The organism is Agrobacterium sp. 22-223-1, assembly GCF_053522385.1.
Map to the genome: position 1 here is coordinate 426717 of NZ_JBNWCN010000002.1, position 21048 is coordinate 447764.

General features: G+C 60.8%; 22 protein-coding genes. 10 read left to right on the forward strand and 12 right to left on the reverse strand.

The features are described 5' to 3' along the window. Positions 1-111 precede the first annotated feature (111 nt). Positions 112-402, reverse strand: a complete 291-nt coding sequence (gene rpmB / locus ACQZ60_RS14040; RefSeq protein WP_003509888.1) for a 50S ribosomal protein L28 — start codon at positions 400-402, stop codon at positions 112-114. Positions 403-654: 252 nt separating this feature from the next. Between rpmB and ACQZ60_RS14045 the strand changes: the two genes are divergently transcribed. Then, positions 655-1428 (forward strand): DUF3108 domain-containing protein, encoded by a 774-nt coding sequence (locus tag ACQZ60_RS14045; protein WP_059755520.1) that lies wholly within the window; start codon positions 655-657, stop codon positions 1426-1428. A 110-nt stretch (positions 1429-1538) separates the two neighbouring features. On the opposite strand, the gene ACQZ60_RS14050 is transcribed toward ACQZ60_RS14045, so the two are convergent. Then, positions 1539-1979: a cupin domain-containing protein gene (locus ACQZ60_RS14050; protein ID WP_448735465.1), complete on the reverse strand. Its 441-nt coding sequence runs from the start codon at positions 1977-1979 to the stop codon at positions 1539-1541. Then, positions 1979-2749 (reverse strand): hydroxyacylglutathione hydrolase, encoded by a 771-nt coding sequence (gloB, locus tag ACQZ60_RS14055; RefSeq protein ID WP_174024256.1) that lies wholly within the window; start codon positions 2747-2749, stop codon positions 1979-1981. Before gloB ends, ACQZ60_RS14050 begins: the two co-directional genes overlap by 1 nt. Before the next feature lie 106 nt (positions 2750-2855). Between gloB and ACQZ60_RS14060 the strand changes: the two genes are divergently transcribed. The 3 genes from ACQZ60_RS14060 (at position 2856) to ACQZ60_RS14070 (ending at position 5737) form a co-directional block, all read left to right on the forward strand. Further along, positions 2856-3617, forward strand: coding sequence for a class I SAM-dependent methyltransferase (locus ACQZ60_RS14060; RefSeq protein ID WP_003523306.1), 762 nt, complete (start codon positions 2856-2858; stop codon positions 3615-3617). A gap of 84 nt (positions 3618-3701) precedes the next feature. Next, a complete protein-coding gene (gene hisC, locus ACQZ60_RS14065) occupies positions 3702-4808 on the forward strand; it encodes a histidinol-phosphate transaminase (RefSeq protein WP_020808958.1) in 1107 nt (368 codons plus the stop codon). Next, on the forward strand, positions 4808-5737 hold the full coding sequence (locus ACQZ60_RS14070) for a prephenate/arogenate dehydrogenase family protein (protein ID WP_020808959.1): 930 nt from the start codon (positions 4808-4810) through the stop codon (positions 5735-5737). The genes hisC and ACQZ60_RS14070 overlap by 1 nt, the downstream gene beginning before the upstream one ends. A gap of 127 nt (positions 5738-5864) precedes the next feature. Here ACQZ60_RS14070 and ACQZ60_RS14075 read toward each other — a convergent pair whose 3' ends face one another. Then, positions 5865-6866, reverse strand: coding sequence for a DUF2125 domain-containing protein (locus ACQZ60_RS14075; RefSeq protein ID WP_196380205.1), 1002 nt, complete (start codon positions 6864-6866; stop codon positions 5865-5867). Positions 6867-6915: 49 nt separating this feature from the next. On the opposite strand from ACQZ60_RS14075, the gene ACQZ60_RS14080 reads away from it, so the two are divergent. Next, positions 6916-7470, forward strand: a complete 555-nt coding sequence (locus ACQZ60_RS14080; RefSeq protein WP_080858151.1) for a gamma-glutamylcyclotransferase — start codon at positions 6916-6918, stop codon at positions 7468-7470. Here ACQZ60_RS14080 and ACQZ60_RS14085 read toward each other — a convergent pair. The 4 genes from ACQZ60_RS14085 to ftsE all read right to left on the reverse strand — a co-directional run bounded on the left by ACQZ60_RS14085 (position 7440) and on the right by ftsE (position 10860). Continuing rightward, positions 7440-8240 (reverse strand): lysophospholipid acyltransferase family protein, encoded by an 801-nt coding sequence (locus tag ACQZ60_RS14085; protein WP_196380204.1) that lies wholly within the window; start codon positions 8238-8240, stop codon positions 7440-7442. The two genes, ACQZ60_RS14080 and ACQZ60_RS14085, sit on opposite strands and share 31 nt — an antisense overlap. Positions 8241-8355: 115 nt before the next feature. Continuing rightward, a complete protein-coding gene (locus ACQZ60_RS14090; protein WP_448735553.1) occupies positions 8356-9072 on the reverse strand; it encodes a YdcF family protein in 717 nt (238 codons plus the stop codon). 128 nt (positions 9073-9200) lie between these two features. Beyond that, positions 9201-10208, reverse strand: coding sequence for a cell division protein FtsX (locus tag ACQZ60_RS14095; protein WP_065657057.1), 1008 nt, complete (start codon positions 10206-10208; stop codon positions 9201-9203). Then, positions 10201-10860: a cell division ATP-binding protein FtsE gene (ftsE, locus tag ACQZ60_RS14100; RefSeq protein WP_003497447.1), complete on the reverse strand. Its 660-nt coding sequence runs from the start codon at positions 10858-10860 to the stop codon at positions 10201-10203. The genes ACQZ60_RS14095 and ftsE overlap by 8 nt, the downstream gene beginning before the upstream one ends. A 201-nt stretch (positions 10861-11061) precedes the next feature. Here ftsE and ACQZ60_RS14105 point away from each other — a divergent pair, with 201 nt between their 5' ends. From ACQZ60_RS14105 to ACQZ60_RS14115, 3 genes are all read left to right on the forward strand, one after another. Beyond that, complete coding sequence (locus ACQZ60_RS14105; protein WP_031233441.1) at positions 11062-11733, forward strand: hypothetical protein; 672 nt, start codon at positions 11062-11064, stop codon at positions 11731-11733. Between the two features lie 70 nt (positions 11734-11803). Continuing rightward, positions 11804-12346: a hypoxanthine phosphoribosyltransferase gene (gene hpt / locus ACQZ60_RS14110; protein ID WP_004445644.1), complete on the forward strand. Its 543-nt coding sequence runs from the start codon at positions 11804-11806 to the stop codon at positions 12344-12346. 142 nt (positions 12347-12488) lie between these two features. Beyond that, positions 12489-12848: a response regulator gene (locus tag ACQZ60_RS14115; RefSeq protein ID WP_003497441.1), complete on the forward strand. Its 360-nt coding sequence runs from the start codon at positions 12489-12491 to the stop codon at positions 12846-12848. Between the two features lie 258 nt (positions 12849-13106). Here ACQZ60_RS14115 and ACQZ60_RS14120 read toward each other — a convergent pair whose 3' ends face one another. The 4 genes from ACQZ60_RS14120 to argH form a co-directional block, all read right to left on the reverse strand. Continuing rightward, positions 13107-15794, reverse strand: a complete 2688-nt coding sequence (locus ACQZ60_RS14120) for a TIGR02302 family protein (RefSeq protein WP_020808967.1) — start codon at positions 15792-15794, stop codon at positions 13107-13109. 178 nt (positions 15795-15972) lie between these two features. Beyond that, a complete protein-coding gene (gene lysA / locus ACQZ60_RS14125) occupies positions 15973-17241 on the reverse strand; it encodes a diaminopimelate decarboxylase (RefSeq protein ID WP_020808968.1) in 1269 nt (422 codons plus the stop codon). 13 nt (positions 17242-17254) lie between these two features. Then, positions 17255-17458, reverse strand: a complete 204-nt coding sequence (gene lptM / locus ACQZ60_RS14130) for an LPS translocon maturation chaperone LptM (RefSeq protein WP_003497438.1) — start codon at positions 17456-17458, stop codon at positions 17255-17257. A 94-nt stretch (positions 17459-17552) separates the two neighbouring features. After that, positions 17553-18953, reverse strand: a complete 1401-nt coding sequence (argH, locus tag ACQZ60_RS14135; protein ID WP_035262163.1) for an argininosuccinate lyase — start codon at positions 18951-18953, stop codon at positions 17553-17555. Between the two features lie 24 nt (positions 18954-18977). Between argH and tlpA the strand changes: the two genes are divergently transcribed. Then, positions 18978-19646, forward strand: coding sequence for a thiol:disulfide interchange protein TlpA (gene tlpA / locus ACQZ60_RS14140; RefSeq protein WP_031234226.1), 669 nt, complete (start codon positions 18978-18980; stop codon positions 19644-19646). Positions 19647-19782: 136 nt separating this feature from the next. After that, complete coding sequence (locus ACQZ60_RS14145; RefSeq protein WP_448735466.1) at positions 19783-21030, forward strand: MgtC/SapB family protein; 1248 nt, start codon at positions 19783-19785, stop codon at positions 21028-21030. The last annotated feature ends 18 nt before the right edge of the window (positions 21031-21048 follow it).

Below are 21048 nucleotides of genomic sequence, written 5' to 3' on the forward strand. Positions count from 1 at the left end.
ATCTCAAACGGTTTTCGCAAAATCCGATGCAACTAAAATCTGGAACAAACAAAAGGCTTGAGCGGCAAAGCCATTCAAGCCTTCTGAATTCAGATGATGTCGAAACCGCTATTAAGCAGCTTCGGCCGTCTTCTTGGCGATCTGGCGGCGCAGGAGACGAGCGCGCATGCTCAGTTCGTTTTCGCCGGACTTCAGAAGGAAGGCATCGAGGCCGCCACGGTGTTCAACGGAGCGCAGAGCGGCTGCGGAAACACGCAGGCGGAAACGCTGGCCGAGAGCATCGGAGATCAACGTGACCTGGCAGAGGTTCGGAAGGAACCGGCGCTTGGTCTTGTTGTTGGCGTGGCTGACGTTGTTGCCCGTCTGGACGCCCTTGCCGGTCAATTCGCATACACGGGACATGGGTACACCTATTTCGTTTCGTCTGTTTCACCACTGGCTCGCCACCGGCAAAACCGGGGTGGCAATCCAACTGGCCATGATTGGAAAGTTGCGGTTCTATAGTCAGACGAGACTTAACAGTCAAGCCGCTCGCGATCAAATGAAAGGAAATTCCGGCGTTTTCAACCGGCATCCGCTTTTTTATTGCCACAAGTCAGCGTATATGATCGCCCGATAAGGCCGCTTCCGCGCCTCTTTTAAGGTGATATCGAAATGATTGCCAGAGGAAAAAGCATTTTCGTGGCCGCGACAATAGCGTTAGCGGGCGTCTCCCCCTCGCTCGCCGCCGAAGCGCGCCACACCAGCGAATACAGCATCAATCTCGGCATTTTGCCGATTGCCAGGGCGAGTTTCTCGACTCGCATGGATGGACCGAATTATTCGATCTCCGGTTCCTTCAGCGCCGCCGGCCTTGCCAGCATCCTCAAGGATATTTCCGGCAAGACGACCGTTTCCGGCGCCAAGCGCGGCCACCGGCTGCAGGCCAACGAATATTCGCTGGTCTACAAGGACGGCAAGCGGGTGCGCACCTATGACGTTGTCTATCGCAACGGCAACGTCACATCGACGACGGTGAAGCCTGAGCCGAAAGCCCGGCCGGACAACTGGGTGGATGTGAAGGACCGCGACCTGCGCTCGGTTCTCGATCCGATCTCCGGCCTCATCATTCCCGCGGGCGGCCGCATCTGCCCGACTCGCCTGCCGATCTATGACGGCGAATCGCGACTCGATCTGGTTTTGAGCTCCAGCGGCACCAAGCCGTTCAAGACCAATGGTTTTAATGGCGACGCCATCGTCTGCAAGGCGCGGTATGTGCCGAAGTCGGGTTACAGGCAGGGGCGCAAGGATATCGAATATCTGAAATCCATCTCCATGGAGATCTGGTTCGCCAAGTCGAACAACATGGATGTCTATGCGCCTGTTTATGCCATCATTCCGACTCGGGTGGGGCAGGTCTATATTACGGCTACGAAATACGGCGGCTGACCAAAGCTGGCGGTGGCGTAAGAAAAGTAAACGTTGCGGCGTATTTCTTCTCCCCGCCGGGGAGAAGAAACAAGTGGCATCCGCTCACCCCACCGACATAACTCAGGGAGTTACGGCGCATCTCCCGGCGCCCAGCCGGGCTCTGCCATAACGAAGCTCGAAAAGGCAAAGCCCGGTGAGACGGTGCAGCCGACGAGCGTGAAGTCGCCGAGGCTTTCGGCCGATTGCCAGCAATTGGCGGGAACGATGACCTGCGGGCGCTCGCCTTCAAGAATGGCGGGGCCGAGCGTGAAGGTCTGCACTTCCCGGCCGTCCTGCGAAAGATGCAATGCGATGGGCGCGCCGGCATAATAGTGCCAGACCTCCACCGCATCGGTGACCCGGTGCCAGTGCGAGCGGGCGCCCTTTTCCAGAAGATAATAGATCGCCGTCGAATGACCGCGCTCACCGCCTGCCCTGTCGCGGAACGTCTGATGGTAAAAACCGCCCTCGGGATGCGGCTCCAGCCCCAGTTCGCGAATGATCGCCTGCGTCGATATTTCCGTTCCCATCAGAAATTGTCCTTGCGTGTGCGGATTTCCGCGAAAACATCGGCATCGGTGGCGCTTTCAAGGCCAAGATATTTGCGAATACCGGCATCGGCCACCCGCATATAGGGATTGGTCTGTTTTTCGAGCCCGATGGTGGTGGGAATGGTGAATTCATTCGCCTGCCGCGCCCTCTCGATGAGGGCCGCTCGCTCGCTCAGCACAGCGTTCTCCGGATCGACGGTGAGGGCGAAACGGGCATTCGTCAGCGTATATTCATGGCCGAAATAAACCTTGGTCTCATCCGGCAGCGCCATGAGTTTCTGGAAGGAATGCCACATATCCGCCGCCGGACGTTCGAAGAGGCGGCCGCAGCCCATGGCAAACAGCGTATCGGCGGCAAACAGCAGCCCGTCATCGGGCAGATAATAACAGATATGTCCCGCCGTATGGCCGGGCGTGGCGATGATCTGAACGCGGCGGCCGGCGAATTCGAACTCGTCGCCATCGGCCTGCGAACGGTCGAGACCGGGGATCGCAACCGCCTCGTCGTAGGGGCCGTGAATTTCGCAGCGGAACTTGTCTTTCAGGGCCAGATTGGCTTCCACATGGTCCTGATGGTGGTGGGTGGTGAAGATATGGGTGAGCTTCCAGCCGTGGCCGTCGAGCGCCTGCAGGATAGGTCCTTCTTCCGGTGCGTCTATGGTGGCCGTCGCGCCGCTTTCGGGATCGTGCAGAAGAACCCCGAAATTGTCGCTGCGGCAAAGAAAGACGTCTATTTCCAAAGGTTTCATCTTATCCTCTCCATTTGCCGGCCAAAACCGGCGCATTCGCCCGCCTGACCTTCTATGTAAGGGCAGACGCCTTGAAGTCCAACCGCCTGATGCTACATTCTCGCCCATGAATACCGATATCGTCGATCTGCGCGAATTCTATCATTCTCCGCTTGGCCGCTCGGCCGAGCAGGCGATCACCATGGCGCTTTCGACGCTGTGGCCACCTTTGCCGGAAGAGCGGCTGGTTGGCCTTGGTTACGCTGTGCCGTTTCTGGAGCGGTTCCGTCGCGATACGGAGCGCACCTTCGCCTTCATGCCGGCGGGGCAGGGGGCGGTGAACTGGCCGGCGGGCGAGCTTTCCTCCACTGCGCTGGTTTTCGACGAGGAACTGCCGCTGCCCGATGCGTCGATAGACCGGGTCTTGATGGTGCATGCGCTGGAATTTGCAGAAAATCCGCGTGAAAGCCTGAAGGAACTGTGGCGGGTGCTGGCGCCCGGCGGCCGTCTGGTGATCGTGGTGCCGAACCGGCGCGGCGTCTGGGCGCGCATGGAGCACACGCCCTTCGGTTCCGGAAGGCCCTATTCGCGCGGACAGCTGACGGCGCTTTTGCGCGAAACCAATTTCACGCCGGGCGCCACCGCCGAGGCGCTGTTCTTCCCGCCCACCACCAGCCGGCCGATACTGAAATTCCGCCGCTATCTCGAACATACCGGCCGCCGGCTGTGGCCGCTTTTTTCCGGCGTCATCGTGGTGGAAGCCCAGAAGCGTCTCTATCAGGGATTGCCCGTCACCCAGCGCGCCTCCCGTCGCGTTTTTGTGCCCGTGCTGGCCCCGCAGGGGGTGCCCACCACCCGCACTGCCGCAAGCCAAGGAAAGCCGCGCTGACCCTCGACAAAGCGACCATTCCGGTCTAATGCCTCCGGCATTGCTTTTGCCGGGTTCTCCGGCGCTTTTCCAAAGGTCGATCAAATGAGTGCAGAGCTTAGCCAACCTGTTCCGCGTCCGGGTATTCTGGATATCGCCGCTTATGTTCCGGGCAAGGAACATGTGGACGGCGTTGCGAAGGTTTATAAGCTCTCCTCCAATGAAACGCCGCTTGGGCCGAGCCCGAAGGCGATAGAGGCTTTCGGTACGGCTGCCAGCCATCTGGAAATCTATCCGGACGGTCAGGCGATCGCGCTGCGTCAGGCGATTGCCGACGTGCACGGTCTCAACATCGCGAATATCATGTGCGGCAACGGTTCGGACGAACTTCTCGGCCTGCTTTGCCACGTCTATCTCGGCGCGGGCGATGAGGCGATCATTACCGAACACGGTTTCCTCGTCTACAAGATCCAGATCATGGGCGCGGGTGCCACCCCGGTGACGGTGAAGGAAAAAGATTGCGCGGTGGATGTGGATGCGATCCTCGCCGCCGTGACGCCGAAGACGAAGATGGTTTTCGTCGCTAATCCGGGCAATCCCACCGGCACCTATGTTCCCGTTGCGGAAATCCGCCGCCTGCAGGCCGGTCTGCCGAAACATGTCGTGCTGGTGCTGGATGCGGCTTACGCAGAATATGTTCGCAAGAATGACTACGAGGCAGGTCTCGAGCTGGTCTCCGGCAACCGCAACGTGGTGATGACCCGCACCTTCTCCAAGGTATACGGCCTCGCCGCCCTGCGCGTCGGCTGGATGTATGGCCCTGCCGCTGTCATCGATGCGCTGAACCGCGTGCGCGGCCCGTTCAACATGAGCGCGCCGGCTATCGCGGCGGGTGCTGCGGCCATCCGCGATCAGGCCTTCGTAGAGAAGGCCGTGGCGCATAACGCGTTGTGGATGGAAAAGCTGGTCACGACCTTTACCGGCCTTGGCCTCACCGTCACGCCTTCGGTTACCAACTTCATCCTCATCCATTTCCCGGATCAGGACGGCAAGCGCGCGGCGGATGCGGACGAGTTCCTGAGCCGCCGCGGTTATATTCTGCGTGCGGTACGTGGCTACGGTTTCCCGAATGCGCTGAGAATGACGGTCGGTTCGGAAGAGGCCAATCTCGGCGTCATCGCGGCCCTCACCGAGTTCATGGGGCAGGCGTGATGGCTGAGATCATGTTCGAACGCATCGCGCTGATCGGCATCGGCCTGATCGGCTCGTCGATTGCCCGCGATGTCAGGGAACTGGGGCTTGCCCGCCATGTGACCATTTCCACCCGCAGCGAAGACACACTGAAACGGGCGGAAGAACTGGCGCTTGGCACGGATTACACCGTTTCGGCGGCGGAGGCGGTAAAGGATGCCGATCTCGTTATCGTCTCGGTGCCGGTCGGTGCTTCCGAGGGCGTGGCGCAGCAGATCGCGCCGCATCTGAAGCCGGGCGCTATCGTTACCGATGTCGGCTCCACCAAGGCATCGGTCATCGCGCAGATGGCCCCGCATATGCCTGACAATGTGCATTTCATTCCCGGCCATCCGCTGGCGGGTACGGAAAAATCTGGCCCCGATGCCGGTTTTGCGGGTCTCTTCCGCGACCGCTGGTGCATCTTCACGCCGCTGCCGGGCACGGATGCCGAGGCTCTGGAGAGGCTGAAGGATTTCTGGCGGGCGCTCGGTTCGCGCGTGGATGAAATGGACGCCGAACACCACGACAAGGTCTTGGCGATCGTGTCGCATCTGCCGCACATCATCGCTTACAATATCGTCGGCACGGCGGACGATCTGGAGACGGTGACCGAATCGGAAGTCATCAAATATTCCGCCTCCGGTTTCCGCGATTTCACCCGTCTCGCCGCCTCCGATCCCACCATGTGGCGCGATGTCTGCCTGCATAACAAGGATGCGATTCTTGAGATGCTGGCGCGGTTTTCCGAAGACTTGGCATCCCTGCAAAGGGCGATCCGCTGGGGGGAGGGCGACAAGCTGTTCGAGCTGTTTTCCCGCACCCGCGCCATCCGCCGCTCTATCGTGCAGGCGGGCCAGGATGTCGACGCACCGGACTTCGGCCGTCACGCGCTGGACCAGAAGAAGTAAATCGCATTTAGCTTAGGTCGTGATGGGATTTGATCCGGCCCATCGCGCCCGCCGGCAAAGTGCCAAAGCCTCCCCGGCGTCATCCTCGGGTCAAGCCCGAGGATGACGCCGAGTATAAATCAATCCCTCAGATAGGCGGGATTTTCCCAAGCGGAATAAAGCCGCTGACCGTGGCGCGGCCACGATCCACAACGAGATCGACGGACGCCCGGTCACCGCCGCCGGCGAGCGCGCCGAGCAGTTTGCGGGCCGTATCGATGGTGGATTGCAGCTGTGGGAAGACCTGCTTGGCATTGTCCGACCATGCGCCGAGCTTTTCGATTTCCAGCTTGAACTGGCCGGAGAGATAGCCCTCATTGTCGAAGGAGAAGGGGCCGCTGATGCGCATGGTTCGGCCCTCGCCAATATCGGCCACCAGCCGGCGAAGCTCGCCGCTCGCGCCATAAAGGCCCGATCTGTCGCTGCCATCCACCATGCCCGCCTTGCCGGCAAGGGTGATATCGGCAATGGCGTTGAGGCGCGGCAGAAGCTGTGGCCAGTCCTTGATGACGGTTGCGGAGTCGGTGAGCGTGATGGCCCCGTCGAGATCCGCGCCGTTCTGGCGCAGATGCATTTCCGTTTTTACCGCATCGAAATCGATGGTCTGGCCGGTGACGGAAGAAACCGCCTGCGCCTTCAGCCCATCGATGACGAGCGAGCTGCGGTCGATGCCCTTCAGCTTGGTGACGATGCTGGACTGCATGTTCTGCCAGGCGGCCGAAATCGTCAGGCCGTGGGCGGAACGAATTTCCGCCGGCGAATCGAGTTCCCAGACGATGTGACCGGGATTATAGACCTGCGCCGCCGAGCGAAGTTCGCCGAAGGAAGCGGAAACGCCGTTCTCCTTGTCATCCACAGTCACTTTGGAGCAGAAGAGGCCGATGCGGAAGGGATAACCCTTGAAGGCGATATCACCGCATTCACCGCTGACGCTGCGGGCCTGCGAGGGGGCAATGACGTTCAGAACCGTCTGCTTCAGCCTGTCGGCGGCGTAAAACCACCCGGCGGTATAAAGTCCGATGACCACGAGGATGGCGATGGCGAGCCAGAGGAATTTTTTGGCGGTGCCGGATTGGCTTGACGCTGCCATATTGATCTCCGATGAACAGACTTCAGACAATTTCGATTTGGCTTGGGATATGGACGATTTTTGGGTCTTTGGCTACGGTTCGTTGATGTGGAACCCCGGCTTCGCCTTTGAAGAGCGGCAGCAGGCGCGGCTGCACGGGTATCGGCGCTCGCTCTGCATCAGTTCCAACTTTTATAGAGGCACCGAAGAAAAGCCCGGTCTCGTTCTCGGTCTGGAGCGCGGCGGTTCCTGCCTTGGCGTCGCTTTCCGCGTGCGCGGACAGGACCGCGAGCCGGTCATGATCTATCTGCGCGAGCGCGAACTGGTGACGAATGTCTATAAGGAGCGGCTGGTTTCCATCGCGCTTTCCGATGGCAGACGCAGCAGCGCGGTGACCTATGTGGCCGATCCCGCGCATGAGCAATATATCGGCGGTCTCGGTGTTGCCGAATCGGCGACCATCGTTGCAGCCGCATCGGGCCGATCCGGGCCGAATACGGATTATGTCTTCAACACCGTACAGCATCTGCAGGAGATGGGTATTCGCGATTCCCTGCTGGAGAGCATCGCCAAAAATGTCGGCACGCTTGCCGCTCAGCCGGCGGCGGCGGTTTCCTTGCCCTGAAGTTCGGCGATCCGCTTCACGGCGGTCGGCGGCAGCGGCAAATGCGGGTTGTTGCGCACGGTTTCCAGCAGCAACTCGTCGCTCGCCTTTTCCGTTACATCGATCAGGCGCTTGAAAAACACGTCGGGGTCCAGCCCCGGCTCGATGGCCGGCAGGATACGCACCTTGAAATGGCCGGGATAACGCATGGTGGAACGGCGCGGCCAGAAGAGGCCGGGATGCATCGCGACGGGAATGACCGGAACCTGCAGATCGCGGTAAAGCCTTGCGATGCCGTAACGATATTCGGGTTCGGCGCCCGGCGGGCGGCGCGTGCCTTCGGGATAGATGATGAGTTCGCGGCCGGCGGCCATTTCCTCTTTCGCCCGCTCCATCACCTTCAGCATCACCTTGCCGCGTGCGGCGCGGTTGACCGGGATCATGCGCTGTTTCATCACGTACCAGCCGAACAGCGGAATCCACATCAACTCCCGTTTCAGAATGTAAACAGGGTCTGGCAGATTGGGGAGCAGCGCATAGGTATCCCAGAAGGATTGATGCTTGGGCGCAAAGATGCAGCCGGTCTCGGGAATGTTCTCCAGCCCCTCGATCTCGAAGGTGGTGCCGACGATGGTTTTCATCAGCCAATGGTTGGACCGCGCCCAATTCTTGGGAATTTCGAATGCGATCTTGCGCGGCAGAATGAAATAGATCGGCGTCAGCACGATCATGCGGACAATCAGGTTGAGATAAAACAGCGTATTGAAAAGAAAAGAGCGCAGCTTGAGCATCAACAGCCTTCCCGGAGCGCAGCCGTTTCGAAGCCTTGAACAGGCCTCGATGCCGGATGCCGATGCCAGACGCCTACACGAAAACAAGGGGCCGCAGCAAGCGCGTTCTCGCCGGTCAGGACGAAGCGGTTGTCGTCTTTATCCGGGAATGATCGGCGGCGGCCTTGCGCAGACCGTCGCCCTTGCCGAAACCGGTGAGGTCGCGTCCCGCTGCCGCCACGAACTTCAGATATTCGTAAAGCATGGTTCTCACCACATCCGGCTCCACGAACCAGTTGGTGCGGGCGAGATCGGCGCTGATGACGGGATAGGCGATGAATTGCGTCTGCGGGCTGGCGCTGCGCAGTTCATGCAGGCTGCGATGCATATGATAATTATTGGTGACGACGACGATGGAGGAATAATTGTGGTCGCGTATCCAGCTTGCCGCCTCACTGGCGTTGCCGATCGTGTCTATCGCCTTGTAGCCCATGTCCACGCAGCAGGAAAACATGTCCGATGACGCTTGCGTCATCTTGCGGATTTGAGAGCGGGTGGTGGCCGGGTTGACGCCGGAAATCAGAAGCCGCTTGCCCACGCCGTCTCTCAGCAGGCCGACCGCCTGTTCGATGCGCTGATAACCGCCGGTAAGCACGATGATGGCATCGCCTCTCGCTCCCTCCGGCGGACGCATGGAGGCGACGGAATCGGCAAACCAAAGGAAACCGCCGGAAAATGCGCCGAGCACAATGACGCAAAGCAGGATGAGGCCGCGAATAAAACGGCGCAGAGGACCGCGCCGCGACAACAGGCCCTTTCTGGCCGGTCGCGCTGTCGTCTGATCCTGGTCCATCCGACTCACAAACATTCCTCCTGAATACTCGCCGATTAAGGCAAGGAACAGGCATTTTTGTCCACCGTCTGCAGGTTACATCCGGCTTGTGACGCTTTCAGTTCTACCGCAGGATTCCGGGGGTGTTCTCACGATGCAAGACCGTCGCTTTTCGATGGATCGGAGCGGACGCGGTCGATATCGTCGATGGTGCGGATGACGGTCACGCGCGCCGTGATTGTGGTCAAAAGCGCGATGATGATCATCGTCATGGCAATGCCGAAATAACCGCCGAGACCGACCGAAAACGAACCGAAAAGCGCGCTCGCCTGATCGCTCTGCGGCGTGGCGACCGTGCTCGATTGCCAGAAACCGGCGACAAGGAAAACCGCCGCGGCCAGTGCGCTGCCCGCCGCCGCCCCCTTGAGGCTGATCTTCAGGAAGTGTTTCTGGAATTCGCGCGCCACAAAACTGCTTTCCGCGCCGACGAAATGCAGAACCTCGACGATATGCCGGTTGCCGGAAAGCGCGCCGCGCGTCGCGAACACCACCGTCAGCACCATGGCGGTGAAGACGAGGATAAGAACGCCGACCCCGATCATGACAGTGGTTCTGGCCATGGAGACCAGCCTGTCGACCCAGGTGCGGTGGTCGTCCAGAAATGCCTGCGGAATCTCGGCCTTCAGCATATCCCGCATCGCCTGGAAATCGGGCGGATTGTTTTCGTCGATGGTGATGACGACGAGACGCGGCACCGGCAATTCGGAAAGATCGAGACCGCTGCCGAGCCACGGCTCCAAAAGGCGCGATGTCGCCGCATCGTCGAGGATGGTGCCATCCCGCGTGCCGACGAAGGTGAGCGCCAGATTGCGCGCCTTGTTGAGCGCCGCATCCATGTCCAGCCCGTCCTCGGGCTTGATCTGGATGGTGATCTCACGGGAAATCTGGCTCTGCCAGGTGGCGGCGGTGGCGCGCACCATGGAGACGGCGCCCAGCGTCAGGCAGGCGAGAAAGGCCATGATGGCGATCACCACCATCAGCGCATTGCCCTGAATATTGGAGGGCGGCAGAATCGGCGCCATCGGGCGGATGCGCATGGGCGGGCGCTTCGGCTGCGCCGCTTCCGGCTTCAATTGTTTGCGGTTGATCTCATTCATAGATGTCGAGCCGCCCTTCGGTCAGGATCATCCGGCGCGCATCGATCTGGTCCATCAGGCCAAAATCATGGGTGGCGATGACGACGGCCGTGCCCAACCGGTTTAGTTCCAGGAAAAGGTTGAGAAGGCGCTTGGCCATCGGCGGATCGACGTTGCCGGTCGGCTCGTCGGCAAGCAGGATTTCGGGCTGGTCCATCAAGGCGCGGGCAATGGCGGCGCGCTGCTTTTCCCCGCCGGAAAGAATGGCCGGCAACACATTGATGCGCTCGCCGAGCCCCACCCACTTCAGAAGCTCGATCACATCGTTGCGATAGGCGCTTTCTTCCTTGCCGCGCACGCGCAGCGGCAGGGCGACATTCTCATAGGTCGTCAGATGATCCAGCAGCCGGAAATCCTGAAACACGATGCCGACACGGCGGCGCAGCATCGGCAACTCGCTGCGCGGAATGCGCGATACATCGCGGTTGAACATGCGGATATTGCCGCGCGTCGGCTGCAGCGACATCAAAAGCAGGCGAAGCAGCGTCGTCTTGCCGGCGCCCGACGGGCCGGTCAGAAACTGGAACGAACCCTTGGGGATATCGAAGGTCATGTCCCTCAGGATCTCGGGTCCCATGCCGTAACGCAACCCGACATTTTCGAAATGGATCAACGGACTTCCAGTCTCTTCGTTTCGTGGTGGTTCGCAAGCCGCTGGCGCATGGGGTTCGGATGTCGGGGTTTAACCCGGATCCGGCAGCCTGTGCGAGCCGTTTTTGCGAAGCATTAACCAATTAAATTTAAAACTTGGCAGGATTCGTTGCAATGCCCAGTTTTGCGGGCCGGAAAACCTCACCCAAGGAATTCTATGGCTATGTTCCGTTCATCTCGCCGGCAAGCGGCATTCGATTTCGACCTCCTGATGCCGGAAACGCCGGTGCGCCGCACGGCGCGCGCGGCAAATCCCGACCGCGATGTGGTAGACGCGGAATTTGTCACCATCAAGGAAAACCGTTCGCGGCAACCCGGAAACGACAATCGTGGTGCTGCGCGCCGGCAGGCGGCAAAACCACCCGTCACCATCGGTGCGCTCGGTCTCGCCTTCATCGGCTGGCTGGACCGCAGATTGTCCCGTCTTTCGGCGGACGCCTATTCGGCGCTGGTGGCGGGGCTCGCGATTTTCGTCTTCGTCTGCTCGGGCGGTCTCTCGGTGGTCGTGCCGGAAAAGCCGGCTGTTGCCGCTTCGGTGAACCCTCTCGCCATTTCCCATGTCACCGTGACCCCTATGGAGGCGGACGGCATGGATACTCTGCTCATCAACGGCATTGTCGAAAATAATGGCGGCAATCTCGAAGAGGTGCCGGCCCTCCGCGCGGATCTCTTCGCCGCCAAGGGACAGCTGGTGGCCAGCATGGTCATCGAACCGCCGGTGAAGGAGATGCAGCCCGGTTTCAGCCACGGTTTTTCGGCAAAGTTGCGCCATCCCGGTGGAAAAACGCCCGAGATCAAGCTTTCCTTCGTTGAGGCGGGTGCGTCCGAACGCTGACTGTGCTAACGCGTGGTCTTCGTATTTTTACTGAAAGGTAAAATCGGCAAGGCGCAGCACAGGAGTAAGAATGCCCGTCGTCCGTGGAAAAAACATCGAGCCGCTTTATACCGCCGAGCAGATCGCCGAGCGCAATCGCGACATGGCCAAGCACATCGCCAGCGGCCCGACCAAGGATTTACTGGTCATCGCCGTGCTCAAGGGATCGTTCATTTTCGCGGCCGATCTTATCCGCGCGCTGCATGATAGCGGCCTTGCCCCTGAAGTCGAGTTCATCACGCTGTCGAGCTATGGCACCGGCACGGTTTCGCAAGGCGTCAGGATCGTCAAGGATATCGACAGCGACGTGAAGGACCGCGATGTCCTCTTGATCGACGATATTCTCGAATCCGGCCGCACGCTGCGTTTCGCCAAGGAACTGCTTTACGAGCGTGGCGCCCGCAACGTCACCATCGCCGTGCTGCTCGACAAGAAGGTGAAGCGCAAGGAAGATCTGGAGGCCGATTATGTCGGTTTCGAATGTCCGGATTATTTCGTCGTGGGTTACGGCATGGATGTCGCTTATGCCTTCCGCGAACTGCCCTTTGTCGGCGTCGTGACCGGCGACGCCTGAGCACTTTTGCCGTGCCGGAACGGCACAGCGCGGAGACGCCTCATTAACCATTCACCCAGCGAAGGGCTGGGTGTTTACCTCTTGAAAAGAGGAGCCTGCGATGTTGCTCACGGCTGGAAATGATGCCCAGGAGCAATGAGTAATGGCGAAGATTCTGATTACCGAAGACGAGGATGCATTGCGGGCTTTCGTCGCTCGCGCCCTGCGTCTCGACGGTCACGAGACCCATGAGGCGGCGGATGGCGAGCAGGGGCTGGAAAAGCTTCAGGAAACCAGTTTCGATCTTCTTCTTTCGGATATCCGCATGCCGGTCATGGATGGCATCGAGCTGGCGCACCGCGCCGCCGAACGCTTCCCGGCCATGCGCATTTTGCTGATGACGGGTTACGCCGAGCAGCGCGAACGGGCTGACGATCTGGCGGAGAAGATCGTGGACGTCGTCTCGAAGCCCTTTGCGCTTCCGGATATCCGCAAGGCTGTGGCGCGGGCGCTTGCAGCCTGAGTTGATAAGGGCGCAGAGATTTAAAGGGCGGCTGTTAGGCCGCCTTTTTTGTTGGTCAGCCCTCTGGCCCAGCGCAGTTCCCTACCTCCGTCATTCCGGCCTTGAGCCGGAATCCAGCCAGCCCAAGTCCTTGGGCTGAAAGAACTCTTTCCGCCGCGCAGACGCGCGCCGACTGGATGCCGGATCAAGTCCGGCATGACGGAAACTTTAGCTTCTGAAACAGGATGTAACGAGGCGCGCCATTACCTGTGCGAACCCTCACTGTATATCCAGCAACCGCTCCAGATACCGCCGCTCGATTTCACCGGGCGGATTGTTGCCGAGCTTTTCGCGGATGGCCTCGAGGATTTCGCGGGCGCGCTGCACGTCGATTTCATCCGGCACCTTCACCTGATCGCCGAAATCCGGGCCGGTGGTGCTGCGCGGGCGGCCGAGCGGATCACGGCCGTTCTGGCCTCCCTGTCCGGCCATGCCTTCCTGACCTTGCCCCGGCTGCTGGCCCTGCTGGCGCATGGCCTGCATGATCTGGCCCATCATGTCCTGCGCGCCCTGTCGCAGCGCATTCAGCGCATTGCCTTGACCTTCGACGGCCTGCTCGCCCTGGCCCTTGCCCAGCGCCTCACCGGCTCCTTGCATTTCCTGCTGCGCCTTGCCGAAGTTTTCACCCGGTTCCATGCCGAGATCGCGCAGCCCCTGCTGCAACTCGCCAAGCTGCTTGCCGAGCGCATCCTGCTGCGCCCGCAGGTTTTTCAGCGCGTCGCGCAATTGTTCGGCGGTCATCTGGTCGCTTGGCTGTCCGCCCTGCTGGCCATTTTCGCCCTGTTGACCTTGCTGTCCCTCTTGCGGCTGCTGGCCGTTTTCACCCATCTGCTGTTCGTCGTCGCCCTGCTGCGGGTCGCCGCGCTGCATGCGGTCGCGCAGCGCCTGATCGAGCTTGAAGGTCTCGTCCATCAGCTTCTGCTGCTGCTGCAGGATTTCGCCCAGCTTGTCGATCTGCTGGCGCATCTTGCTGCTCTGCTGCTGTCCCTGCTGGCCCTGACGCTGCGGGCGGCCCGCCTGCAGATTGTTCATCATGCGCTGCAGCTGCGAGAGCATTTCCTGCGCCGCGTCGCGGTTGCCGGAGCGGGCGAGGTTCTCGATCTGGTTCATCATGTTTTCCAGATCGCGCTGGCGCAGCACGTTCTGTGCCTGGCTGTTCATGTTGGCCTGCGGCGCATTCTGCATGCGCTGCGCAAGCTCGCTCATGAATTGCTGCATGGCTTCCCGCAATTCCTGCATCAGCTTGGCGATTTCCTCATCGGAAGCATTGCGCTGAAGCGCTTCGGAAAGCGCATTCTGCGCATCGCGCAGGCGTCTTTCTGCCTGTGAAAGATCGCCATCCTCGATGCCGAGCGCGATTTCCCAGAGATAATCGGCCGTATCCTTCAGCATTTCCTCGTTATAAGCGAGCCGCATGCGGGTCTGCGCCGATTGCAGCAGGAGATAATGCGTCGTGTTGGGAATGGTCTCTTCCGGGCGCAGGCCCACCGCCTCGTTATAGGCGATCGCCTTCGGCATCTGGCGCGTATCCAGTGAGAATATCTGCCGCTGTTCGGCAATGGAGGCGGCCAGCGGTTCGGAGAAATTGCGGCCCGGCAGCACCATTTCATGTGCGGGGCTGCGGCCGGTCTGCCCGGCGCCGTCAGTCGCCACCAGCGTGATGCGCACGCGTTTTCCCGCCATCGGATGTTCGGTCAGGTTGCGGCTGGTCAGGCCCTTGATCTCGCGATTATTCTGTCGCGGCAGATCGAGCTTGAATTCTGGCGGCGGATAAAGCGCGGTCGCACCTTCCGCAACGCCAATCGGCTCGATGATGGCATGGGCTTCCTTCAGCCCATAATCGTCCTTGGCGGTAAAGCCCACTTCCAGCGCGCCATTGACGGCGCGGCGCGGCATGTTGTCGAAGGCGATGCTGGGCGGCTGGTCGGGGATGACGTTGAACACCCATTGTTCGCCATTGGCGGTGATCATGCCGCTTTCGGTAACATCCATGGCGAAGGTGCGCGGCGCGACGGGCTGGTCTGCCGAACGAACCGGCGTTTGAACGGCAATATCGCCGCTTGCGCTGTCGGCACGCGCCGCTTCCGGCGCAAGCTTTTGCAGCGCGCCTGCCATTTCAGGCTCGAAAGTCACCTCCTCGCCGCCATCGCCGCCGGTCATGCGGATCGTCAGCTTGGAGGATTGCGGCACGGAAACCGCGTCACGGTTGGTTGCGTCGCGTCCGGTCAGGAAAATCGGCGCGCGGCCGGTATAGGATGGCGGCGTGACCCAGGCATCGAGACGGATATCGGGATTGAGGGGACCGACCGCCGGCCGGCTGCGGAAGGCATCGGCAATCGTGCCCGCGCCGTTGGAATAGGAAAAACCGAAGGCGGCCGCCAGAAGAAGGGCGGGAACGGCGCGCAGCGCGAGGCGGTCATAACGGGCGATATCGGGTTTCGGCAGGCCGGCATTCAGCGCGGCGATGCGCTCCGCCATGCGGATCTGATGTTCTTTCCAGAGCGTTCGCGAAAAGGGCGTATCGAAGGCCGGTTCGTCCTCCTGCACGCCAACCGGCTGGTGCGCGAGACCGTTGCGATCTTCAAGCAGGCGGGATGCATCATTATCCGTCGGCCATTTCAGCCGCAGGATTGGCAAAAGCGTGGCGATGAAACTGAAAACCAGCACGAAAACAACGCCGAGCCGCAGGAAATCCGGCATGTGCCGGTAGAGGCCGAACCAGGCAAGCGCCAGAAACACGGCGGCGATGGAGAGCGGCCACAGCGTTTTCGGCGCAATTTTTTCCGAAAGCAGTACGATTTTCGCGAAGAAGCGCTTGGCGGCAACCCGGCGGGCAAGGTCCGGCCGCTGCGCGAATGCGCCGGTCGGGCGCTTTCTGCCTGTCCTGTCCTCTCCGGCGGTGGTCATCAATCCGTTCTCCCGGTTCTGGCCACGTCGAACGCCATTCCCGGAACGGCGCGCTGTTTATATCACGGGAGCAAGGATAACATTCTTTGTGGCGAAGACGAGGGCACCCAAGCCCTCACCCCCATTTTTTAGGCAGCTTCGCTTGATTGTGATCGGCCAACCGGTGATGCAGGCGAGATCAATCGAGCCAGGCGGGCACGGAATCGAGCGCGATCAACTCTTCATAGGTGCCGCGCGGACGGATCACGTGGAACTTGTCATCCTTCACCAGCACTTCCGGCACCAGCAGGCGCGAGTTGTAGGTGCCGGCCTGCACCGCGCCATAAGCACCGGCGGAACTGACGGCGATCAGATCGCCTGGCTGCGGCGCGGCCATCTCGCGGTCGAGCGCCAGATAGTCGCCGGTCTCGCAAACGGGGCCGACGATATCGGCCTTGATGCGCGGCGTATTCTCGGCCGGCTGCACCACCGGGCGGATGCCGTGATAGGCCTCATAAAGCGTCGGGCGGATGAGGTCGTTCATCGCGCCGTCGACGATCACGAAGGTCTTTTCGCCGCCGTCCTTCACATAGATCACTTCCGTCACCAGAATGCCGGCATTGCCGACGATCAGGCGGCCCGGTTCGGTGACGATCTTGCAGTTGAGGCTCTTCAGCTCGTTCTTGACGATATGCGCATAGGCATCCGGCAGCGGCGGCGGATTATTGTCATCGCGATAAGGAATTCCGAGACCGCCGCCAATATCGACGTGGCTGATCGTGTGTCCGTCGGTGCGCAGCGCCTCGACAAGTTCGCGCAGCAGCCGGAAGGCATCCTCGAAAGGCTGCAATTCGGTGATCTGGCTGCCGATATGCATGTCGATGCCGGTCACTTCGATGCCGGGCAGGGTGGCGGCATGGGCATAGACCGCGCGGGCGCGCTCATAGGAAATGCCGAACTTGTTTTCTTTCTTGCCGGTGGAAATCTTGGCGTGGGTGCGCGCATCCACATCCGGATTGATGCGGAAGGAGACATGCGCCCGCTTGCCCACTTTCACGGCGCGCAGGTTGAGGACTTCCAGTTCCGGCTCGGATTCGATGTTGAAACAGTAGATGCCGGCTTCCAGCGCATAATCCATTTCCGCAACCGTCTTGCCGACGCCGGAAAACATGATGCGGCTTGCCGGAACGCCGGCTGCGAGTGCGCGGCGCAATTCGCCGCCCGAGACGACGTCGATGCCCGCGCCGAGCTTTGCCAGAGTCTTCAAAACCGCCTGGTTGGAATTGGCCTTCATGGCATAACAGACCATGGCGTCCACATCCGCAAAAGCGCCGGAAAACACCTTGTAGTGGCGTTCCAGCGTCGCGGTCGAATAGACGTAGAAAGGCGTGCCGACCGCCTTGGCGATCTCAGGCACAGGCACGTTTTCGGCGTGCAGCACGCCGTCGATATAGCCGAAATGGTTCACAGGCTTTTATCCGTCAGAGAAGCTTGTCGAGAATGAACGGTCGTTCCGCCGTCGCCGGCTTTGTCTCCGTTCCGTCGGCATTGCGCTTGTTGCGCATTTCGACCGGCGTGCTCGGCGGGTCGATGTCGCCCTTACGCCCGCAGGCGCTGAGAACAAGGCTGACGGCGAGCGTCATGCCGATGGGAACGATAAGTTTGCGCGCAGTTTTTGAAAGCATGGGCCTGTCCAAAGGAAATATGTGCCTCTCTGATAACGAAAAACAGGGCGCTTGTGCACCCTGTTTCTTGTGATCGCAGCGTAACGCGATTTTATCAGTTGCGTCCGCGCCACCAGGCGATCTGCTTCTTCACTTCCGAAGGGGCCGTGCCGCCGAAGCTGGTGCGGCTGGCAACCGACGCCTCGACGGACAGAACGTCGAAAACACCCTTGGTGATGCCGGGGTGGATGGCCTGCAATTCCTCCAGCGAAAGATCGGCGAGATCGCAGCCCTTCTTTTCCGCCAGTGCCACGGCATTGCCGGTCACATGGTGGGCATCGCGGAAGGGCAGGCCCGCTTCGCGCACCAGCCAGTCGGCAAGATCGGTAGCGGTGGAATAGCCCGAACCGGCGGCGGCGCGCATGCGGTCCTTGCGCACTTCAAGGTCGCGGATCATGCCGGTCATGGCGGCAATCGCCAGTTCCAGGCTCTCGGCGGCGTCGAAAACCTGTTCCTTGTCTTCCTGCATGTCCTTGGAATAGGCGAGCGGCAGGCCCTTCATCACTGTCAAAAGGGCGATCAGCGAGCCGTTGATGCGGCCGGTCTTGGCGCGCACCAGTTCGGCGGCGTCCGGGTTCTTCTTCTGCGGCATGATCGAGGAGCCGGTGGAGAAGGCATCCGACAGGCGGATGAAGCCGAATTGCGGCGTCGACCAGATGACGATTTCTTCGGCGAGGCGCGACAGATGCGTGGCGCAGATGGAAGCGATAGACAGGAATTCCAGCGCGAAATCGCGGTCGGAGACGGTGTCGATGGAATTGCGGGTCGGCTCGCGGAAGCCGAGCGCCTTCGCCGTCATATGACGGTCGATGGGGTAGCCAGTGCCGGCGAGTGCGGCCGCGCCGATCGGGCTTTCGTCCATATGCTCGATGGCGTGGCGCACGCGGGCGCGGTCACGGCCGAACATTTCCACATAGGCCATGCAATGATGGCCGAAGGTCACCGGCTGCGCTGTCTGCAAATGGGTGAAGCCAGGCATAACCGTATCGGCATTTTCTTCGGCGCGATCTAGGAAGGCGGCGATGAGGGCGGTCAACATGCCCTCAGTCTTTTGCAATTCTTCCTTGACCCACAGGCGGAAATCGAGCGCCACCTGGTCGTTGCGCGAGCGGGCGGTGTGCAGGCGGCCGGCGGCGGGGCCGATCAGCGTTGCAAGCCGCGCTTCGATGTTCATGTGAATGTCTTCGAGCTTGCGCGAGAATTCGAAGCTGCCGGATTCGATCTCTGACAGGATCGTGTTCAGGCCATCGGTGATCTTGTCTTTATCTTCCGGCGAAATAATGCCTTTAGATGCCAGCATGGCGGCATGCGCCATAGAGCCGCGGATATCCTGGGCGTAAAGCTTCTTGTCGAAGCCGATGGAGGCATTTATCTCTTCCATGATGGCAGATGGCCCGGAAGCGAAACGCCCGCCCCACATCTGGTTGGAGGATTTCTGATCTGTGCCGTCAGCCATGTTCGCAGTGCCCTGGAGTATTCGATGACAGAGAAAAGGCCGTTCAGGCTTCCTTCCGCCAAGTTGGTTGCAATTGCTGCCGTTGCCGGTGTCTTAAGCGGCGCGGGCGCGGTCTGGTTCAGGCATATTGGGTCTGAGAGCCCGGTTCAAGGGGCAGCGGTGACTGACGCCGGTTTATGTGAGGGGGCGGCGAACCGCATCGCTTCGCTGAAGCCGTTTCTGAAGGGGCAGGTGGCGGCCATGTCGGCCACGGACACGCCGCGCATCATTCCCCTCTCCTTCAAGGGGCCGGAGGCGCAGGACATGACGCTTGCCGATCTCAAGGGCAAGGCGGTTCTTCTCAACCTCTGGGCCACATGGTGCGTGCCCTGCCGCGAAGAGATGCCGGCGCTGAACGCGCTTGAAAAGGAAAAGGGCGGTAACGCTTTCGAGGTCGTGGCCGTCAATATCGATACCGGCGCGGATGAAAAACCGAAAGCCTTCATGGATGAATACAAGATCGATGCCCTGAAGCACTACCGCGACAGTTCCATGGGCGTCTTCAACGTGCTGAAAAAGGAAGGTCTCGCCTTCGGCCTGCCGGCAACCCTGCTGCTGGATGAAAACGGCTGCCTGCTTGCGGCCATGAACGGCCCGGCGGCGTGGGACAGCGAGGATGCCAAGGCGCTGGTGACAGCCGCGACTGGAAAATAATGCCGGCGGCTGGACATTGAGGGCTGTGAGCCGCAACCGCCTGCAAAGCCAGCCTTTCCAGCGGACGGGCCGGTGCAGACAAGCCCGTACCCGCCTCGTATAATGATCCTGGCTTCCGCCATGAATGGGTGCCGATATGGAGTTGCTTATTCCCCGGCTTGGTCTTGCCCTCGCCATCGGCCTGCTTGTCGGTCTTGAGCGCGGCTGGCGGGAGCGCGATGCGCCGGCGGGCAGCCGCACCGCCGGGATCAGGACCTATGGCATTGCCGGCCTGCTGGGTGGCGTCTTCGGCGTATTGGCCGCCGAGCAGAACAGCGCCTTCGCCTTCGCGGCGGGTTTTCTGGGGTTCGCATTCAGTTTTTCATGGTTCAAGCTGCGCGAGGCGCGCCATGACAATGATTTCAGTGTTACCGGCGTGGTGGCGGCGCTCTGCGTCTTTGCCCTCGGCGGGCTTGCGGTAACGGTGCAATATCAGGCGGCGGCGGCCGGGGGTGCTGCCCTTGCGGCATTGCTCGCGGGCAGGGAAGTTCTCCACCGCCTGCTGAAACGGCTGACATGGATCGAACTGCGCTCCGCGCTGGTGCTTGCCGTGATGACCGCCGTTGGCCTGTCGATCCTTCCGAACCGGACGATCGATCCGTGGGGCGGCTTCAACCCCTGGGAAATATGGTTGTTCACCGTGCTCAGCGCCACGATTTCCTATTGCGGTTATATTGCCGTGCGCCTCCTCGGCTCAACCCGTGGCCTGCTGGTGACCGGGCTGGCGGGCGCCCTCGTTTCATCGACCGCCGTAACCGCCAGCTTCGGGCAGAAGGCGAAAAGCGGTGAAAACGTGTGGCCTCTGGCCGGTGTGGCGGCGCTGGCCGCGGCGGTATCGCTGCTCCGGGTCCTCGTTATCGTTCTTGCCCTTTCGCTGACGACATTTTCCCTTATCGCACCGGTAACGCTGGCCGCCGCACTGGTTCTCGGGTTAAGCGGCGCCGGCCTGATAAGGCTGCAGGATATGCAGCCAGGGCAGGAAATCGACGCAAAGAACCCGTTTGAACTGGTGCCGCTTGCCATCTTCGCCACGCTCTTTGCCGCGACGAGAACGCTGAATGCCGTTCTGCTCGTCTGGATCGGCGCGGGCGGTTTCATCGCCCTCACGGCCTTGTCGGCCATATTCGATGCCGATGTCGCCGTTCTCAGTGCGTTGCGAACCAGCGCACAAAATCTGTCGCCGGATATCGTGGCGAGCGCTATCCTCGCTGCACTCGCCGCCAACGCGGTAGGGCGCGTATTCGTCGCCGCCGTTTCCGGAACGCTCGTTTATTGCGGGTTGCTCACGGCTGCATCCGTCGTCGCCGCCGGCGTCGGATCGATCATTTACCTGCTCATCGCCTGAGGGTTCAGGTGAAGGGGA

Coding starts and splice junctions, on each gene's coding strand:
- rpmB (WP_003509888.1), bottom strand. CDS start 402: ATGTCCCGTGTATGCGAATTGACCGGCAAGGGCGTCCAGACGGGCAAC.
- ACQZ60_RS14045 (WP_059755520.1), top strand. CDS start 655: ATGATTGCCAGAGGAAAAAGCATTTTCGTGGCCGCGACAATAGCGTTA.
- ACQZ60_RS14050 (WP_448735465.1), bottom strand. CDS start 1,979: ATGGGAACGGAAATATCGACGCAGGCGATCATTCGCGAACTGGGGCTG.
- gloB (WP_174024256.1), bottom strand. CDS start 2,749: ATGAAACCTTTGGAAATAGACGTCTTTCTTTGCCGCAGCGACAATTTC.
- ACQZ60_RS14060 (WP_003523306.1), top strand. CDS start 2,856: ATGAATACCGATATCGTCGATCTGCGCGAATTCTATCATTCTCCGCTT.
- hisC (WP_020808958.1), top strand. CDS start 3,702: ATGAGTGCAGAGCTTAGCCAACCTGTTCCGCGTCCGGGTATTCTGGAT.
- ACQZ60_RS14070 (WP_020808959.1), top strand. CDS start 4,808: ATGGCTGAGATCATGTTCGAACGCATCGCGCTGATCGGCATCGGCCTG.
- ACQZ60_RS14075 (WP_196380205.1), bottom strand. CDS start 6,866: ATGGCAGCGTCAAGCCAATCCGGCACCGCCAAAAAATTCCTCTGGCTC.
- ACQZ60_RS14080 (WP_080858151.1), top strand. CDS start 6,916: ATGGACGATTTTTGGGTCTTTGGCTACGGTTCGTTGATGTGGAACCCC.
- ACQZ60_RS14085 (WP_196380204.1), bottom strand. CDS start 8,240: ATGCTCAAGCTGCGCTCTTTTCTTTTCAATACGCTGTTTTATCTCAAC.
- ACQZ60_RS14090 (WP_448735553.1), bottom strand. CDS start 9,072: ATGGACCAGGATCAGACGACAGCGCGACCGGCCAGAAAGGGCCTGTTG.
- ACQZ60_RS14095 (WP_065657057.1), bottom strand. CDS start 10,208: ATGAATGAGATCAACCGCAAACAATTGAAGCCGGAAGCGGCGCAGCCG.
- ACQZ60_RS14105 (WP_031233441.1), top strand. CDS start 11,062: ATGTTCCGTTCATCTCGCCGGCAAGCGGCATTCGATTTCGACCTCCTG.
- hpt (WP_004445644.1), top strand. CDS start 11,804: ATGCCCGTCGTCCGTGGAAAAAACATCGAGCCGCTTTATACCGCCGAG.
- ACQZ60_RS14115 (WP_003497441.1), top strand. CDS start 12,489: ATGGCGAAGATTCTGATTACCGAAGACGAGGATGCATTGCGGGCTTTC.
- ACQZ60_RS14120 (WP_020808967.1), bottom strand. CDS start 15,794: ATGACCACCGCCGGAGAGGACAGGACAGGCAGAAAGCGCCCGACCGGC.
- lptM (WP_003497438.1), bottom strand. CDS start 17,458: ATGCTTTCAAAAACTGCGCGCAAACTTATCGTTCCCATCGGCATGACG.
- argH (WP_035262163.1), bottom strand. CDS start 18,953: ATGGCTGACGGCACAGATCAGAAATCCTCCAACCAGATGTGGGGCGGG.
- tlpA (WP_031234226.1), top strand. CDS start 18,978: ATGACAGAGAAAAGGCCGTTCAGGCTTCCTTCCGCCAAGTTGGTTGCA.
- ACQZ60_RS14145 (WP_448735466.1), top strand. CDS start 19,783: ATGGAGTTGCTTATTCCCCGGCTTGGTCTTGCCCTCGCCATCGGCCTG.